This window comes from Ginsengibacter sp. (genome assembly GCF_057362405.1).
In genome coordinates this window covers 17,998-34,357 of record NZ_JBMQQG010000146.1, presented here as the reverse complement: position 1 = coordinate 34,357, position 16,360 = coordinate 17,998, and the positions used below count along the sequence as shown (strand labels likewise).

The 16,360-nt window shown below is 39.8% G+C and carries 13 protein-coding genes; 4 read left to right on the top strand and 9 right to left on the bottom strand.

The genetic code is table 11. The annotated features are described in order from the left end of the window. Window positions 1-287 precede the first annotated feature (287 nt). Window positions 288-1,544: an efflux RND transporter periplasmic adaptor subunit gene (locus ACO1O5_RS11745; protein ID WP_486270403.1), complete on the bottom strand. Its 1,257-nt coding sequence runs from the start codon at window positions 1,542-1,544 to the stop codon at window positions 288-290. 733 nt (window positions 1,545-2,277) lie between these two features. Here ACO1O5_RS11745 and ACO1O5_RS11740 point away from each other — a divergent pair. After that, window positions 2,278-3,624: a sigma-54-dependent transcriptional regulator gene (locus ACO1O5_RS11740; protein WP_486270401.1), complete on the top strand. Its 1,347-nt coding sequence runs from the start codon at window positions 2,278-2,280 to the stop codon at window positions 3,622-3,624. Window positions 3,625-3,662: 38 nt separating this feature from the next. Beyond that, complete coding sequence (locus tag ACO1O5_RS11735; RefSeq protein WP_486270399.1) at window positions 3,663-5,015, top strand: sensor histidine kinase; 1,353 nt, start codon at window positions 3,663-3,665, stop codon at window positions 5,013-5,015. A gap of 37 nt (window positions 5,016-5,052) precedes the next feature. On the opposite strand, the gene ACO1O5_RS11730 is transcribed toward ACO1O5_RS11735, so the two are convergent. From ACO1O5_RS11730 to ACO1O5_RS11720, 3 genes are all read right to left on the bottom strand, one after another. Continuing rightward, window positions 5,053-5,775, bottom strand: coding sequence for a LytR/AlgR family response regulator transcription factor (locus ACO1O5_RS11730; protein ID WP_486270398.1), 723 nt, complete (start codon window positions 5,773-5,775; stop codon window positions 5,053-5,055). After that, entirely contained in the window at window positions 5,768-6,910 is a 1,143-nt protein-coding gene (locus ACO1O5_RS11725; RefSeq protein WP_486270395.1) for a sensor histidine kinase, read from the bottom strand. Before ACO1O5_RS11725 ends, ACO1O5_RS11730 begins: the two co-directional genes overlap by 8 nt. A gap of 138 nt (window positions 6,911-7,048) precedes the next feature. Then, complete coding sequence (locus ACO1O5_RS11720) at window positions 7,049-7,396, bottom strand: hypothetical protein (protein WP_486270394.1); 348 nt, start codon at window positions 7,394-7,396, stop codon at window positions 7,049-7,051. A 471-nt stretch (window positions 7,397-7,867) separates the two neighbouring features. Here ACO1O5_RS11720 and ACO1O5_RS11715 point away from each other — a divergent pair, with 471 nt between their 5' ends. Then, the gene (locus ACO1O5_RS11715) at window positions 7,868-9,127 is read left to right on the top strand and encodes an MFS transporter (RefSeq protein WP_486270393.1); all 1,260 of its coding nucleotides are present in this window, start codon (window positions 7,868-7,870) and stop codon (window positions 9,125-9,127) included. Window positions 9,128-9,373: 246 nt separating this feature from the next. Beyond that, complete coding sequence (locus ACO1O5_RS11710; RefSeq protein WP_486270391.1) at window positions 9,374-11,218, top strand: CocE/NonD family hydrolase; 1,845 nt, start codon at window positions 9,374-9,376, stop codon at window positions 11,216-11,218. A 4-nt stretch (window positions 11,219-11,222) separates the two neighbouring features. Here the strand turns inward: ACO1O5_RS11710 and ACO1O5_RS11705 are convergent, their stop codons facing one another. Genes ACO1O5_RS11705 through ACO1O5_RS11685 form a run of 5 tightly spaced genes read right to left on the bottom strand, consistent with a single transcriptional unit; the run spans window position 11,223 to window position 16,342 of the window. Next, window positions 11,223-12,254: a HEAT repeat domain-containing protein gene (locus ACO1O5_RS11705; protein ID WP_486270389.1), complete on the bottom strand. Its 1,032-nt coding sequence runs from the start codon at window positions 12,252-12,254 to the stop codon at window positions 11,223-11,225. Window positions 12,255-12,302: 48 nt separating this feature from the next. After that, on the bottom strand, window positions 12,303-13,373 hold the full coding sequence (locus tag ACO1O5_RS11700; protein ID WP_486270388.1) for a dipeptidase: 1,071 nt from the start codon (window positions 13,371-13,373) through the stop codon (window positions 12,303-12,305). 29 nt (window positions 13,374-13,402) lie between these two features. Beyond that, window positions 13,403-14,533: a D-TA family PLP-dependent enzyme gene (locus ACO1O5_RS11695; RefSeq protein ID WP_486270386.1), complete on the bottom strand. Its 1,131-nt coding sequence runs from the start codon at window positions 14,531-14,533 to the stop codon at window positions 13,403-13,405. An 8-nt stretch (window positions 14,534-14,541) separates the two neighbouring features. Continuing rightward, window positions 14,542-15,012, bottom strand: coding sequence for a RidA family protein (locus ACO1O5_RS11690; RefSeq protein WP_486270384.1), 471 nt, complete (start codon window positions 15,010-15,012; stop codon window positions 14,542-14,544). Between the two features lie 16 nt (window positions 15,013-15,028). Next, window positions 15,029-16,342 carry a gluconate:H+ symporter gene (locus tag ACO1O5_RS11685; protein ID WP_486270382.1) on the bottom strand — a complete coding sequence of 438 codons (1,314 nt, stop codon included), beginning with the start codon at window positions 16,340-16,342 and terminating at the stop codon, window positions 15,029-15,031. Window positions 16,343-16,360: the final 18 nt, after the last annotated feature.

The window sequence follows — 16,360 nt, the reverse complement described above, 5'->3', positions numbered from 1 at the left end:
GTTTATTGTCAGATTTTAATAAAGAAGCCATCATCCCGACCGAAAATATCCCGTTGCGTATTAGTTATTGTTTTTTCGTGCTGCATTTCGCAATGGCAAAAAGCAGAACAATTTAACTTACTAGCTACATTCTCACTTTTAATTAATAAAGAAGAAAGACACATTAATATAACGGCCATGATGCGTAAAAAGAATATCTTTTTCATATCAGTAGTTTTAATGTTTATGGTTTTTTATTTGGTTAATATATTTTGCTGAATACTTTTCTATCACTAATTTTTGTGTCGCTATTTCGACAAAACCAACTCCTGCATGTTTCCATAATTTTCATAACTGCTTGTTATCACTTTATCACCAGGCTTTAATCCCTGCAATACTTCATAATAATCCGGATTTTGACGGCCAAGTTGTATATCAACTTTGTACGCAGTTTTTCCATTTTCACTTACTTTAAAAATCCAGTTACCGCCCGTTTGCTGATAGAAACCGCCCTTCGGGAGCAGCACTGCTGTACTTGCGTCGCTAAGTGCAAGCACGATCTGTAAGGTTTGCCCACGCCTGATTCCCTTTGGAACGTCACCTACAAATTCCATATCGACCTGGAAACTACCGTTGGTATTTACCTGGGTATATATCTTTTTAATAACAAGTTTATATGTCTTTTCGGCAAAATCAAAAGTGCCGTAAAGTCCTGTGAAAATTCGGGATATATAATGTTGGTCAATATCAACCCTTACTTTATACCCGTCGAGCACATCAATCTGGCCAAGACGCTCTCCCTTGTTTTTTGACTGACCAATTTCAGCATCCAAAGAAGTCAACTGTCCATCAATAGGCGCCCGCACTATCAGGTCTCCCACCTTTTCTTTCATAACGTTTAAGGCAGTTTGTGAACCTTCAAAAGATTGCCGTGCCTGCTTTAACTGTTGTTCTGTAGATACTGAATCCTGCTGCAGAATTTGTTGGGTAAGTTTTTGCTTTTGCAAATAATAATTGTAGTTATTCACGGCCTGTTGATATTCCTGCGAGCCTATTGCTTTTTCCTCATACAAATGTTTATCTAATTTATAAACACGTTCAGCCTCTTTTAACAGGCTCTCAACATCGGTCATTTGATTGAGTTTGCTAACGGTATTCTGTTGCGCCGCATTTTTTGAAATCTGCATTTGCGTAAGCAAATTATATACATTGGTTTCCTGGGTTACCAATCCTAATTGGAGGTCAGTATTAGATAGCCTTAAAATGGGCTGACCTTTTTTCATAATGGCGCCATCATCTACATATCTTTCTTCAACACGGCCACCTTCCACTGCGTCAAGATAAATCGTCGTCAGCGGCAACACTATTCCATTAACGGGAATGGTTTCCTGGAACGAACCTTTGGTTATAGTACTTACAGTAATTCTTTCGGTATCTACATTCAACTTGTTGCCGCCAGATGTATAATAATAGCTGCCGGCAATTAAAGCTACCAGGGCAACGATACCTGTAATAGTGAGGATTCTTTTTCTGGACCAATACTTTTTTTCAATTACTCTATCCACGATTAATATTTAATTTTATTTTTCAAAAGAAGGTCACCGTTTTACCCGGTGGCCTTTAAAAACTGAAAATGAGAAAATTCATCTGCTTTTACGCTGCTTATACTATCAACACAGTGCCATTATTTAACGTTTCTGATACTCAATAGGTTACATTTCCCACACATAAAAAAAATGTTCTTTACTGATACAACAGGTGTACGGTTTTGATACACCGGTTTTGCCATATTTTATCTAAAAAATTAATTCCCATGCTGTTGCATTTATGGTATAATTGCAGCAAGTTATAGAAACGTAGATCAAGGTGTAAACCGCTTACAGAAATTATTGATAAATTTTGGTGTGTTTTAATTTGGAAGATTTTCCCACGAAGCCACGGAGAACACTAAGCATCACGATTTAATGAACTTTGTGCACTTTGTGTCTTTGTGGGAAATAAAACTGGTCGTTCCACGAAGTCCACGGAGAACACTAAGCATCACGAATTAAAGAACGCTGTGCGCTTTGTGTCTTTGTGGGAAAACAGTACGCGGCTTAAATTTAGGAGTGTATTAATTGAAGATATATTCCCATAGAGCCGCGGAGGACACTAAGGATTACAACACAAATAACTTTGTGTGAATTAGGTCTTTATAGGAAAGTACCATACGGCTTTAATTTTGAAGAAGGGCGTGCAGTGGGATAATTAATTATAAATTCGAAAAAATATTTGAAGTCATAAATTTACATTTATACTATGTTGTTAAGAAATGCTACTATTTTAATCATTGATGATGATACCGACGTTTTGACGGCAGTACGATTGTTGCTAAAAACAGAAGTTAAAGAAGTTGTTACAGAAAAAAATCCTGAGAATCTCAGATGGCTTTTATCCAAACAAACCTTCGACCTCATTTTGCTGGATATGAATTTTACCAGTTCGATCAATACCGGTAACGAAGGATTATTCTGGCTAAAAAAAATAAAGGAGTTTGGTTCCGAAGCATCGGTAATAATGATAACCGCGTATGGTGACATTGACCTTGCGGTAAGATCGTTAAAAGAAGGTGCAGCAGATTTTGTGGTAAAACCATGGCACAACGAAAAACTGATTGATACTATCAAAGCCACCTTAAAGGCAAAAGGCAAGAGTCCCCATAATGCTTCCACTCCTGTTATCGGCAAAGAAATGGTTGGAGAATCAGAAGCAATGAATACCATTTTCTTTAAGATAGAAAAAATTGCACCCACTGATGCCAACATTTTAATTCTCGGCGAAAACGGAACCGGCAAAGATCTTATCGCCCGGGCTATTCATCAACATTCGTTGCGTGCCGATAAGCCCTTTGTAAAAGTTGATCTTGGCGCACTAACTGAATCCATTTTTGAAAGTGAATTATTTGGTCACAAAAAAGGTGCGTTTACGGGTGCCAGTGAGGACAGAGCCGGCAGATTTGAAGCGGCAAGCGGCGGCACTTTGTTCCTGGATGAAATAGGAAATATTTCTTTGCAACAACAGGTGAAACTCTTGAGTGTTTTGCAAAACCGGCAGGTAACGAGGTTGGGAAGCAATGATCCGGTTAACATTGATATACGCCTGATATGCGCTACCAACCTTCCTATTAGCGAACTCGCCAACGAGGCCAGGTTCAGGAAAGATCTTATTTACCGGATCAATACAGTAGAAATTGAAATACCACCGTTGCGCAAAAGAGAAAATGATATTGTTTTATTAGCTAAACATTTTGCAGCCATCTATGCCAACAAATATTTAAAACCAGAGCCGGTATTCGATGCAAAGGCGTTAGAAAAAATGAAGCAATACCTTTTTCCGGGCAACGTGCGTGAACTGCAATACACCATGGAAAGAGCGGTGATCATGTCCGAAGGCGAAGAACTTTCCGCAAACGATTTAATATTTTCACCTATAGAATCTTCTATGCCCAAAGAGCCTGAACCCCTTGAGCTTAATTTAAGTGCTCTCGAAAAAAATACCATCTTAAAAGTAATAGAAAAACACAACGGCAATATCAGCAGGGCCGCCAAAGAACTAGGCCTTACAAGAACAGCGCTGTACAGGAGATTGAGTAAATACGATATATGATCTATCAGCTAATAGCTGAAAAAAAATTACAACGATAAATGGCAAATTCTTTTGTTCAAAATACAGGTTGGAGAATATTTATAAGAATCTTTTTTTTATTTGCAACCATTACAGCGTTTGCATTTCTATTTACGCAGCAATTGTATGTTTATCTCATCTTAATTCTTCCGGTTATCGCTTACCAGTTGGTGGAGTTATACAGGTTTCAGCGCAAGGCGCAGGACGAATTACAACAGTTTGTGGAATCGGTACATTACCGCGACTTCTCACGCTATTTTGATGTGAAGCACGCTCCTGCTGAATTACAGCCGCTTCGGGAAGGTTTTAATCAAATCAATACTACGTTTAAGGTTATCAGTAAGGAAAAAGAAACACAGTATCAATACCTGCAGAAAATATTAGAATTAGTAGACACAGGCATTCTATCCTATGAAGGAGAAAATGGCGAAGTGTTGTGGATGAATGAATCGTTAAAAAAGATGATACAGGTTCCTTATCTTAAAACAATTCATTCGCTGGCAAAAAGGGACCAACAGCTTTACGAAGACATTATTGCTTTGAAGCCGGGCGATGGAAAAATTACCAAAGCTCATATTGAAAAGGGATCTTTCAAAGTGTTGTTGTCGGCAACTGCTTTTCAAACCGAAGGAAGAATATTTAAGCTCATTGCTTTTCAAAATATCAATGAGGCGTTGGACGAAACAGAATCAAAGGCATGGCAAAAGCTTTTGAGTGTGATGACGCACGAGATCATGAATTCAGTAGCACCCATTTCATCTCTTGCAGATACCCTTAAGAACAGGTTGGAGAAATCTGTAATGCACATGCCCAATAAATCCGCAGCTGTGCACGATCTTGAACTAGGCATTGAAACTATTAAGCGACGCAGTGAGGGTTTATTAAAATTTGCGGAGACTTACCGTAATCTTAACAAGATTACCAATCCGAATTTAAAACCCATTTATGTAAGAGATCTTTTTGAAGGACTTCATCAGCTGATGGAACCAACCCTGGCTCAAAAAAATATAGAACTTGAAATTGTATTAAAAGACACCGATCTTATTCTGCAGGCCGATACCAGCCTGGTGGAACAGGTTCTCATCAACCTCGTGGTAAACGCCATGGAAGCCGTTAAAGATAATCCTGAACCCCAGATAATTTTATCCGCATCTTCTTCACTCAACAGGAAGATTATTATTAAAGTGGCAGATAACGGGCCGGGCATGTCGGAAGAAATTATGGATAAAATATTTATTCCATTTTTTAGCACCAAGAAAAACGGCAGCGGCATTGGGTTGAGTTTATGCAAACAAATTATGATGCTGCATAAGGGCAACATTAGTGTGCAATCGAGGATGGGCGAAGGAACGGCGTTTAGTTTGCAGTTTTAAGATCATTTTCGTGTATCCGTACTGTTAATTCAACAACCTAGCTTTGCAACGTTTGAATTACATCATTACGATACAACTTCCCAATCGGGATTTCAGCTTTATCAATCTCCATGATCTCGTGTGTGTACGACTTTATTTTTGATAAAGAAACAATATAGGAACGATGAGTACGCATAAATTCTTTTGCCGGCAACATCGCTTCTACGGAACTTAAAGACTGTTTGGTTATTATTACTTCGCCCATTGTAAAGATCTTTATATAATCTTTCATACTTTCTATATAAAGTATATCCTGCAGCATCACTTTAATCATTTTTCTTTCCGACCTGAAGTAAACAAAATTCTCCTCTTTAGCAGGTTCCACCGGTTGCCTTATCTCGAACTTAGCGTGTCCTTTAAAAAGAAATGCTTTGTTCACCGCTTTTATAAACCTATCAAACTTAATGGGCTTCAGTAAATAATCAATTACGTCAAGATCGTAGCCTTCCAGCGCATACTCGCTGTAAGCAGTGGTGAAGATTACCGGCGGCGGATTCCTGATCGCTTTTAGAAAATCATTGCCATTCATTTGTGGCATCTTAATATCGAGGAAAATAAGATCAACCGCTTTCTGTTGTAATAAGGCAATTGATTGCAAAGCATTACCGCATTCGCCTGCGAGTTCAATTACGGGCACTTCATTAATGTACCTCCTTATGATGTCGCGTGCAGGCGGCTCATCATCAATCACCAGGCATTTCAGTAAGTCGGGATTATCCATAGGTCATTATTTTTCGTGGTTTCATCGAAAGATTTTTGCTCATTGGTTTTACTACAATTAACTTCAATTTTAAGTCAACAATGAATACTTCTTCATCATCCTTAATATCGATGGTATGCTTGCCGGGATATAACAACTCCAACCGCTTTCTCACATTTTCAATACCAATACCACCATGTGTGTGATCTTTTGTACTGGTATTATTTAATTTACCATTTACCAGTTTCACATACATTTCATCCCCATTAAAATTAATATTGATATTGAGCCATGGCTGCTCTATTACCTGGCTCGTTCCGTGTTTAAAACTATTCTCCACTAAAGGCAACAATAACAATGGCGCTATAAATAATTCCTCTGAAGCTCCTGAAATATTCAGGCTGATATCGGGCTTATTTCCATAGCGGATTTTTTCAAGTGTGATATAGTTTTTAATCATTCTTATTTCCTGCTGCACGGAAATAAATTCCTGGTTACACTCATATAAAATGTTTCGCAGAAGATCCGATAGCCCCAGCACAAGTTTTGAAGCAACCGGCGAAACATTTTGCGTATAAGAATAAATATTATTAAGCGTGTTGAACAGGAAGTGCGGATGCACCTGTGCTTTTAATAACTGCAATTGCGATTCAGTGTTCTCCTTTTGTAGCTGGAGGTTGCGTTGTTCTTTCAAATAAAGGATCTTCATAAGCTTGATAGCCGCAGCCAACCCTCCTATCGTAATACCCCCGCGTAACCCGGCCAGCAGCGAAAGAAAAAAACTCATTCTTAGTGTTTCTAATCCGGGAAATAAAATCACCCTCATCTGGTATAAAAGGTAAACCCCAATTAAAGCGGAAATAGCAGCAGTAAGTAAAAACAAGATAATTACAGCAACAGCCGTTAAAAGATATTTGCCTCTTAACAATAATACAGGCACCACAAAATACATTAAAGTATATGCCAGGAACATATGCGGAACCAGGTAAGCAAAAGCTTCCAGGCTGGTAACCACAAATTTGTTGAGCGTAGTAGTGTTGGCCAGTACCGGCGCAAAAGAATATAATAAGCTTTCAAAAGCCCACCAGCAAAACCAAAAAACAAAATGCCTTTGCAGCCGGTATCTATTAGAAAATATGAAAGGATAATTAGTCATACCAGGTTATAAATTAATTCAATTTTTGGCCTTTTAATAAAATAACGGGATTAAATACTTGTGCGGCTACCCGGGTTTTTAAAAGGCAATTTCAAGTGATTAAAATGCATTTTGCTTTGCCTGCAACACAAGTGTCTTTCACTCTTTATTTTTTAAGACTGTTTTTACAAGCGGATAGTTCTCCTTGAATTTTAGAGATGATGCCCATAAAGTTTGCTCAACTTTTTTGTTCAGCTTTCTTTTGATCGCTTTTCTCCTTGTATTGATGCGCCTGCCTTCCATTTTTCCTGAATAAACCAATGAGTCAAAATCGTTGTATATATAGACAATATTTGTTTTGGGTGTATGGATGTTGCTTTCAATTACCCAATACCCGCTTTGAGTCCGGGCATTTAGCGGCGGTGTGTTGTTGTCTTGTGCTGACCCGGCCAATGAGGCTGAAATTAACCAGGCCATCAGTACCGATATCTTTAAATGGCGTTTCATAACAAAATATTTAAGGTGAACGAATTTTATTTACTCAACCGAAATTACCGTTGACAGTAACCCGAAATATGTATAGTAGCCAAACAGACTCTTAACGTGGTTATACAATCAGAAAAAGGAGATAAAAAAATACTGTGACGACTAAAAAGTTCCATTTCATTCGAAAGAGATTTACTTTAAATTCGAAAAATCGTAACAACAAAATGGCAGGGTTTCCAGGTAAGCACAATTCCCCGGGGCGGCAGCGGGTTTTAAAATACGACAGGAATTTTCGGCTAGGCGTAACCGTTTAGCAATTACAGCGGTCTGCAATAATAAACTTCCTCAAAAATATTTGGCGAAATGTTTACATGCAATTATAAAAATTGTTACTTTCAGATTTCATTACGATTCTTGAACAGATGATCCATCCGGAATTAACTATTGTTTGCAACAATTGCTCATTAACCACTTATAAAAATATACTGCTACATGGACACAATTAACCGTAAACAGCTCTTTTTGGCAAGTCGCATTGCACTGATTGTAACTGCTATGACTTTTGCCTTTAGATCCTCGCTGACCCTGGTATGGGGAACTCAATTTCATTTGACCAACGAGGAACTTGGTTGGGTATTTAGTCCCGCATTTTGGGGGTTTACACTAGCCATGATCTTTGGCGGCCCGCTATGTGATATTATTGGGATGAAACGCCTGTTGGGTTTTGCATTCATCGGGCACGTTGCCGGTGTTATTATGTACCTGGTAGCGAAGGATGCAACCATGTTATTTATCGGTACTGTATTTATTGGGGTCGGTAACGGCATGGTAGAGGCTGCCTGTAATCCACTCACCGTTACTTTATTTCCTGAAAATAAAACGACCATGCTGAACCGCTTCCATGTTTGGTTCCCCGGAGGAATCGTTATTGGCGGATTGCTTTCTTATTTTATGATTGATAAAATGCAACTCGACTGGCGAATTTTGATTGCAACATTGTTAATACCTGCTGTTATCTATGGCTATATGTTTTTTAAATTAAAATTACCTCAAACGGAACGTGTAACCAGTGGCGTTAGTACCAAACAAATGTTTTCAGCATGCTTACATCCGCTATTTATCATTATGGTAATTTGTATGATGATGACCGGTGCAACCGAGCTTGGCACGAACACATGGATTGTCTCGTTATTACAGGGAGCTAATGTTTCTGCAATATTGGTGCTTGTATTTATTAATGGTCTAATGGCTTTGGGACGTTCGTTCGCGGGTCCTGTTGTACATCGCATGAATCCAAATGGCATGCTGATATTTTCTTCATTATTCGCAGGTATCGGGTTAATATTATTGAGCATGATAAGCGGGCCGGCAGCTTTTGGAGCGGCTTTTGTTTTTGCACTTGGCGTTTGTTTTTTCTGGCCAACCATGTTAGGTTTTGTATCAGAATATCTTCCCAAGACAGGCGCTCTGGGGTTATCCATTATGGGCGGAGCCGGAATGTTTTCCACGTCACTCGTTGTTCCCATAATGGGGCATTGGTACGATAATTTCAAGGCCGTAGCTATTAATTCCGGTGCCACCGAGGCTGCCGCAGATGCTACTGCTGGCTCCAGCACTTTTTTAAAAGTAGCCATCATGCCAGCCATTTTATTGGTGGTATTTATCATTATATATTTCTCAAGAAAAAAATTCTACAAAAATCATCATGATAGTAAGGCTGCTGCGAAAGGTGCTGCGGAAGCGATTGCGTGATGTAGAAATAGAGAGAGAGTTATGGTTTAATTGTTTTGCCTGGCATTGGGTGAAAGATGCAATCTGTAGTAATTATGCAGCTTGTGCTTTCTATACTTTGGCTCAACGCAATGAGAGTAATTCTCTTGTTTATTAATTGGTGACGAACCTAACTAATACCTAATTCAACATCAGATACTCATCCATGCAAATTTTTATTCTGATTACTTTCCCATCTTTCTTAATTTCATTCTTCAATCATTTCACATGAAGAAAATATTTCTTTCTCTTGCCATAATGGTCTGCCTTTTCTCTTTTGTTAATGCCCAAACAGACAGTCTCCTTCTTTATAAAAAAACTAGTGTGATGATTCCAATGAGGGATGGGGTAAAGCTCTATACAGTAGTTCTTGCCCCGGTTAATGCAAGAGAGCCTTCACCCTTTTTGATTGAGCGTACACCTTATGGCGCCGATCTTCCAATTCCGGATGATAGTGTGATTAACATTCCCAAAAGATCGTACTTGTATTCACTGGCATCAGGAGGATACATTTTTATATTCCAGGATATCCGTGGAAAATACAAAAGCGAAGGAAAGATGCAAATTCATCAACCTTTAATTCATGAAACACAAAAAGGAGCAATAGATGAAAGCACGGACACCTACGATGCTATTGACTGGCTGCTGAAGAATATTCCCAATAACAATGGGAAAGCAGGTATCTATGGAATTTCTTATCCGGGGTGGCTGGCATTGGTTGGCTCTGTTGATCCGCATCCGGCATTAAAAGCCGCTTCAGAACAGGCGTGTATGGGTGATCTTTTTTTAGGAGATGACTTTCATCATAACGGCGCCTTTCGTTTGAGCTATGGAATGGAATACACTTATGAAGTGGAACATGATAAAACAACAACCAGTGATTTTCCCTTACCCCAATTTGATTTGTTTGATTGGTATCTCCATTTAGGCTCACTGTCAAACGTAAACGAAAAATATTTTCATAACACCATCCCTACCTGGAACAATTTTGTGAAACACCCAAACTATGATTCCTTCTGGCAAAAAAACTCGCCGCTCAGTTATGTAAAATATCCTCAAATACCCCAACTACATGTAGGTGGATATTTCGACCAGGAAGATATTAATGGCCCGCAGCTGATGTATGAACACATGGAAAAGAAAGACACCTTCAATCGCAATCATATTGTATTGGGACCATGGAATCACGGTCAATGGGGCGGCGGCAAGGGCGACAGCCTTGGTAAAATATCCTTTGAAAGTAATACAGGTGTTTGGTTTCGGGAATTACAAAAGAGATGGTTTGATTATTACCTGAAAGGAATTGGCGATGGAAAATTTGATGAAGCCTACTGCTTTCAAACCGGAACCGACGAATGGAAAACGTATAACACCTGGCCACCTAAAGAAGCAACGGTAAAAAAATTATTTGCTTCGGAAAATAATAAGGCTTCGTTTACGGCTCCCGTTAGTGACAATGGAAAAATAAGTTTTACCAGCGATCCTGCTCATCCAATACCATACAGAACCTTACCCATAGAAGCAACCTACGGAAAAGGAAGCCGGTGGCGGCCGTGGCAGGTAGAAGATCAACGCTTTATTTACACAAGACCAGATGTAATAAGTTTCACAATGGATTCTCTTGCTGAAGATTTAACCGTTACCGGTAAAATCACAGCGCACCTTTTTGCAAGTACCACCGGAACGGACGCCGACTGGATTGTCAAACTAATTGATGTATATCCTGATTTTGATCAGAAAAATATTCTAATGAGTCAATACCAATTGCCTGTCGCCATGGAAGTATTCAGGGGACGATTCAGGAAGAGTTTTTCAAAGCCGGAAGCATTGGTGCCCAACAAACCTGAAGAATTTATAATTGACTTACACGACATCAACCATGTTTTTTTAAAGGGGCATAAAATTATGATACAAGTGCAGAGCACCTGGTTTCCCCTGATAGACAGAAATCCCCAAAAGTTTATTCCCAATATTTTTGAAGCAAAAGAAAGTGATTTTATAAAAGCAACGCATACGATTTACTTTACCAAAAAATATCCTACCTATATTGAGTTACCGGTAATGACTAAATGATGTTTTACCTGTAACATTTCTTAACCATTGATTCTACTTCGGTGGGCCAACCGGCAGAAAAATTTCTTGCGATGAGTGTCTTTTCATCTTCACCTGCTATCCTGCCGAGTAAAACAAAAGAGGTTAATGAATGGCCCCTGTCTTCCCATTTAGCCATTTCAATAATTGAAGGAAGCGCCTGTTGTTTTATCTCATTCAATAAGCTTCGATCGCGACTTTGAGTTAACTGCATTAACACCATTGCTCCCTTATTTCTATCTGTCCAGACTATTGAAGTAATCATTCTAATAAAAGGCCTGGCGGGAACCGAAATTTTTAATCCGGGATGCAATGCAAGATAGCCTGCCAGCACCCCGAGCGCCCTGGTGGCATTATTTCTTACTTCATCGTCCGGGTCATCGATGGCATTTAACAAACAGTCAACCACAGTTTTCCTGTCGAGCGAATAGGCAATTATTTCGGCGGCAGCTGCCCGTTCAGACGCATTTGCTGACTTTTTTAAAACATTGGCCAATATTGAAAAATTGTCCCGGGCAAAACCAAGAAATTTATTCTGCTCTTTTCGTATAGGCATATACGTGGCTAAGGCATAGCCATTGGAATCATCTTCAGTGGCATGGCCGCTCCTAATTGCCACCTCTAATTGATCTTCTATACTCTTGTAAGCAGCCATCATATATCCGGGCAAAGCAATTTTTTGTTTTGGAGCATTCCTGTATTTTAAAATACAGGAGTCGGATTCACCAATACCTATAAATAGCATCAGGTTATTGGCAGTATCGCAGCAAACAGGATTAACAGATGCGTGTTTAACTCCGGGTATCTGCTCCAATTTTAGCGTCGCACCTTGTTGTTTTAAATTTTTTATGCTAACACTGTCGCCCACTTTCAATCCTAAACGTTCCGGGACTAAACCAGCATCTACTTTCCTGTTACCATAAACATCAAGGGTTCCTATTTTAAATGATTGTGCAAAAATTATTTTATGAAACAACAGCGTAACTACCAGAAGCAAAAAGCAAGGTGAGTGATGCATAATTAATTATTTAATCCCTTCACGAAATCTAACTTTATTTACAATTTATTACGTCCATGCTTTTGTTAAAAACCGCAACCAATTGCCATGCATGATATTTTCTACATCTTCTTTCGAGTAACCTCTCTTATAAAACAGGGAAGGTAGTCTTTGCAGATCAGCAATAGTTTCCAGGTCGTAAGGACACTGCTCTCGTCCGTACCCGCCATCGAGATCAGTACCAACGCCTATGTGCAAGGCGTTTCCGGCGATCTGGCAAATGTGATCATAGTGATCCATAATTTTTTCAAGATTGCAATGCATTTCTTTTGGCATAGATACGCCACGCTGCCAGTTGGGAACCATCATCCAGGCATCCAATGCGCCACCTATTACCGCATCTCTTTCAATCAATGCCTTTATTTGATCATCGCTAAACTGGCGGTTATGATTTACGATCGATCGAACATTATTGTGGCTGGCCCATACGTGACCATTAAAATTATCAAGTGCCTGCCAGAAAGCATCATCACATAAATGTGTTGCATCTAAAATAATATTGAGCCTTTCCATTTCTTTCAACAAGGCTATGCCGTTAGAACGCATCATTCCCTGGCTATCGGTTCCATTTGCATAACGGCCTTCGCCATAATGGGCAGGCCCTAGCGCACGCAAACCATAATTCCAGGCACGCTCTAAATGCTCAATTGTTACTAGCGAATCTGCCCCTTCAAGACTTAAAACATAACCAATGGGTTTTTGCTGCTTATTGTTTCCTTCTTGCCATAAAGCAACATGTTTTTGAAGTGATGAGAGATTACTGATCTGTATCATTTCTCCGGATTCTTCCATTGCTTTGTACCAGGCAAGTTGCCCTTGCGTTTGTGCCCAGGCCTGGTCAGGCGAATGCCATCCCGGCAAAGGATTTGAAGCAGAAACATAACGGGCGATTTGTGTAGCAACAACTAATCCTACATTTCCTTTACGCAATTCAGGGAGGGAAATCGTTGCATTTCCCCGGTCAGGCTTGTCCGTTAGTCCCCGCTCTCTTTCATTAATTTCAGAAAGCGGTTTTCTTAAATCACGGTTCCATTCCATTGCATTCATGCTAAGATCAAGGTGGGCATCAACTATAAACATATAGTGTAGGTTGAAATTTATCTAGTCACTTAAATATTAATCTTCCTGTCTCTTGCAATGATTTTCCATTCATCAACTACTTTGTTATTCTCAACAACCAATGCTCTTTCGTACAAGGCTACAGTCGGACAAATATGATAAGGCAATCCATATAGTACATCACCGATTTTATAATTATGATCCGGCGGCGCTTCGGCCACCAGGTGTTCCTCACTTTGGCCGGTAAACTTTAATTCAGGTGCATTTAAAAAATACGCACGTTTCTCTAATATGTTCTCCGCCGCGATCGATTTATGCCCAAGGTCGAGACACAATTTTGTTTGAGATGGTAAAGAGATCACCCGGCTTAGTACTAACGCCGCAGGGATAAACGATTGTTCTTTGCAGGTAACCAGGTAACCATTATCCCAATAAATAAATGTGCCGGGACTGCATTCAATTTCTTTTCTTTTAGCATGAATTGGAAACGTAGGCGATCCACCGGCGACAATAACAGGTTTCGTTAATCCATCATTCAACAAAATATTTTGCATTTGTATCACCGGCTCAAAGGCAGCATCACACTCAATACTGCGTTGCTCAATATCCGGATTGCGAATATGACCGTCGTAAGCATGCAACCCAACAGTCCGAATTCCCGCAATATGATTGCAGTTCTTGTAAAGCTCTATTGCATCATTACCTGGCGCAATTCCCGTGCGGTTCATACCAACATTTAAATCAATATAAACAGGAATTAAAATATTGTTAGCTTCCGCTTCATCGCCAATTTCTTTTGCTGAAATAATATTATCAGCAATACAGGAAAACTTTGTTAATGGATATTTTGTTATGACTTCGATGAAACGTTTCAACTTTGGTTTAGTCGGCTGATAGGCGAGCAAAACATCGGGTGCTGAACATAAACCGAGCATTTCAGCTTCTGCAATTGTAGCACATTTAAATTTGTGCACGCCCGCTTTCATCATTAACAAAACCGCTTCCTTCACTTTATGTGTTTTAACATGCGGACGCAATCTCTTCACGTCGTCAATCATCGAAAGCATTGTGCTGATGTTTTCGAGTACTCTTTTACGATAGATAACCAAGGCGGGTGAATCAATCGTATCGATATCATTTATGAGGTACCAGTTGTTGTCCATTATAGCCGGGTTATTCATGTTACTGGTTAATACAATTCAAATAAGGCTTCTATTTCAACCGGAATATTTCCGGGCAACGAGCCCATGCCTACGGCGCTCCGCACGCCCACTCCATTTTCTTCACCCCATACTTTTTTAAACAATTCGCTGCAACCATTAATAACGTCAGGATGTTTTTCAAAATCAGGTGTACAACCTACCATTCCTAAAACTTTAATTACACGTTTTACTTTATTGAGGCTGCCGAGATTAGTTACTATTGTTGAAAGAATTGTTAAGCCAACCTGTTGCGCTGCATTCTTTCCTTCTTCAATATCAAGGGTATCACCCACTCTTCCTGTAATTAAGGTTCCGTTGTTTTTAACCGGCCCGTGCCCTGACACATATAAATGATTTCCATCGATAAGAAATGGTTTATACACTCCCATAGGCGTTGGCGCCGGCGGAAGCGTTAGTCCCGTTTCTATAAAATTTTGTGAAGCATTGTTATTTTCCATAAATAAGTTTAAAGTGTTATACAAAGAGATTCAAAATTAATACACCCGCCAATCCCACTACAGAAATAATTGATTCCATAAGTGTCCATGAGCGAAAAGTATCTTTTAGGCTAAGGTTAAAATATTCTTTGAACATCCAGAAACCAGAATCATTTACGTGTGAACAGGCAAGGCTTCCTGCTCCTATAGATAGCACCATTAAACAGGGATTAACATGGCTTGCAGTGATTATAGGTGCCAAAATTCCTGCCGTGGTAAGACCTGCCACTGTAGCCGACCCAATACAAATCCTTATAATGGCAGCAATAATCCATGCGAGCACCAATGGAGGTATATTTACTCCATTCAACTGCGAAGCGATATGCTCGCTTACGCCACTATCTGTCAATACCTGTTTTAATGCGCCCGCGCTGCCGATGATCAGCAATATCACCGCAATGTCTTTCACGGCATCTGCATAAATCATCATAACATTCTTAATGGTAATTCCCTGTTTTACGCCGAGCGTGTAGGTGGCTACCGCCAACGCAATAATCATAACAACGGCAGGGTCTCCTACAAAAGAAATAATGCGGCCAAACATAGTATCTTTTGCAATAACCTGTAGCAACAGCGTGGAAATCATAAGAAGGAACACCGGTAAAAGCGCCGACAGGAAACTACTAACGCCACCAGGTAAACGCTCTTTCGGCAACGTCTTTCCACGAAAAGTCTCAAGGGGTTCTGAATGAATTTTCTTTAACGACCTCGCAAAAACAGGACCTGCAATAATTATTGCCGGCACTGAAATGATGAGCCCATAGATTAATGTCAACCCTATATTGGCGTGGAATTGAACCGCCAATGCTGTAGGCGCCGGATGCGGCGGCAGGAAACCAAAAGTAACAGATAACGCCGCCAGCATGGGTAAGCCGATATATACGGCAGGTAATTTATATTGATAAACAACAGAAAATATTAAAGGCACCAGTAACACAAAGCCAACGCCATAAAATAATGGAATACCCACTATAAAACCAGTAACCACCAGTGCCCATTGAATATGTTTCTCGCCAAAAGCCGTCATCATTACCGCTGCAATTTTTTGGGCGGCACCACTATCCGCTACTAATTTGCCGAGCATGGCGCCGAGGGCAATTATAATAACCAGTGAACCCAGCGTGTCTCCTACTCCTTTTTGCACTGACGCAACGACCTGGTCAAAAGGAATTCCTAATAAAAGACCGGCAGCAATTGATACAACTAAAAAGGCGAGAAAGGGATTTATTTTTCCCCACGTAATCATCAACACGAGGCCTGCAATGCACAAAATAATAACCAGGAAAGTCATCGGCAATTTTTATTAAAT

Coding starts and splice junctions, on each gene's coding strand:
- ACO1O5_RS11740 (WP_486270401.1), top strand. CDS start 2,278: ATGTTGTTAAGAAATGCTACTATTTTAATCATTGATGATGATACCGAC.
- ACO1O5_RS11735 (WP_486270399.1), top strand. CDS start 3,663: ATGGCAAATTCTTTTGTTCAAAATACAGGTTGGAGAATATTTATAAGA.
- ACO1O5_RS11730 (WP_486270398.1), bottom strand. CDS start 5,775: ATGGATAATCCCGACTTACTGAAATGCCTGGTGATTGATGATGAGCCG.
- ACO1O5_RS11725 (WP_486270395.1), bottom strand. CDS start 6,910: ATGACTAATTATCCTTTCATATTTTCTAATAGATACCGGCTGCAAAGG.
- ACO1O5_RS11720 (WP_486270394.1), bottom strand. CDS start 7,396: ATGAAACGCCATTTAAAGATATCGGTACTGATGGCCTGGTTAATTTCA.
- ACO1O5_RS11715 (WP_486270393.1), top strand. CDS start 7,868: ATGGACACAATTAACCGTAAACAGCTCTTTTTGGCAAGTCGCATTGCA.
- ACO1O5_RS11710 (WP_486270391.1), top strand. CDS start 9,374: ATGAAGAAAATATTTCTTTCTCTTGCCATAATGGTCTGCCTTTTCTCT.
- ACO1O5_RS11705 (WP_486270389.1), bottom strand. CDS start 12,254: ATGCATCACTCACCTTGCTTTTTGCTTCTGGTAGTTACGCTGTTGTTT.
- ACO1O5_RS11700 (WP_486270388.1), bottom strand. CDS start 13,373: ATGTTTATAGTTGATGCCCACCTTGATCTTAGCATGAATGCAATGGAA.
- ACO1O5_RS11695 (WP_486270386.1), bottom strand. CDS start 14,533: ATGAATAACCCGGCTATAATGGACAACAACTGGTACCTCATAAATGAT.
- ACO1O5_RS11690 (WP_486270384.1), bottom strand. CDS start 15,012: ATGGAAAATAACAATGCTTCACAAAATTTTATAGAAACGGGACTAACG.
- ACO1O5_RS11685 (WP_486270382.1), bottom strand. CDS start 16,342: ATGACTTTCCTGGTTATTATTTTGTGCATTGCAGGCCTCGTGTTGATG.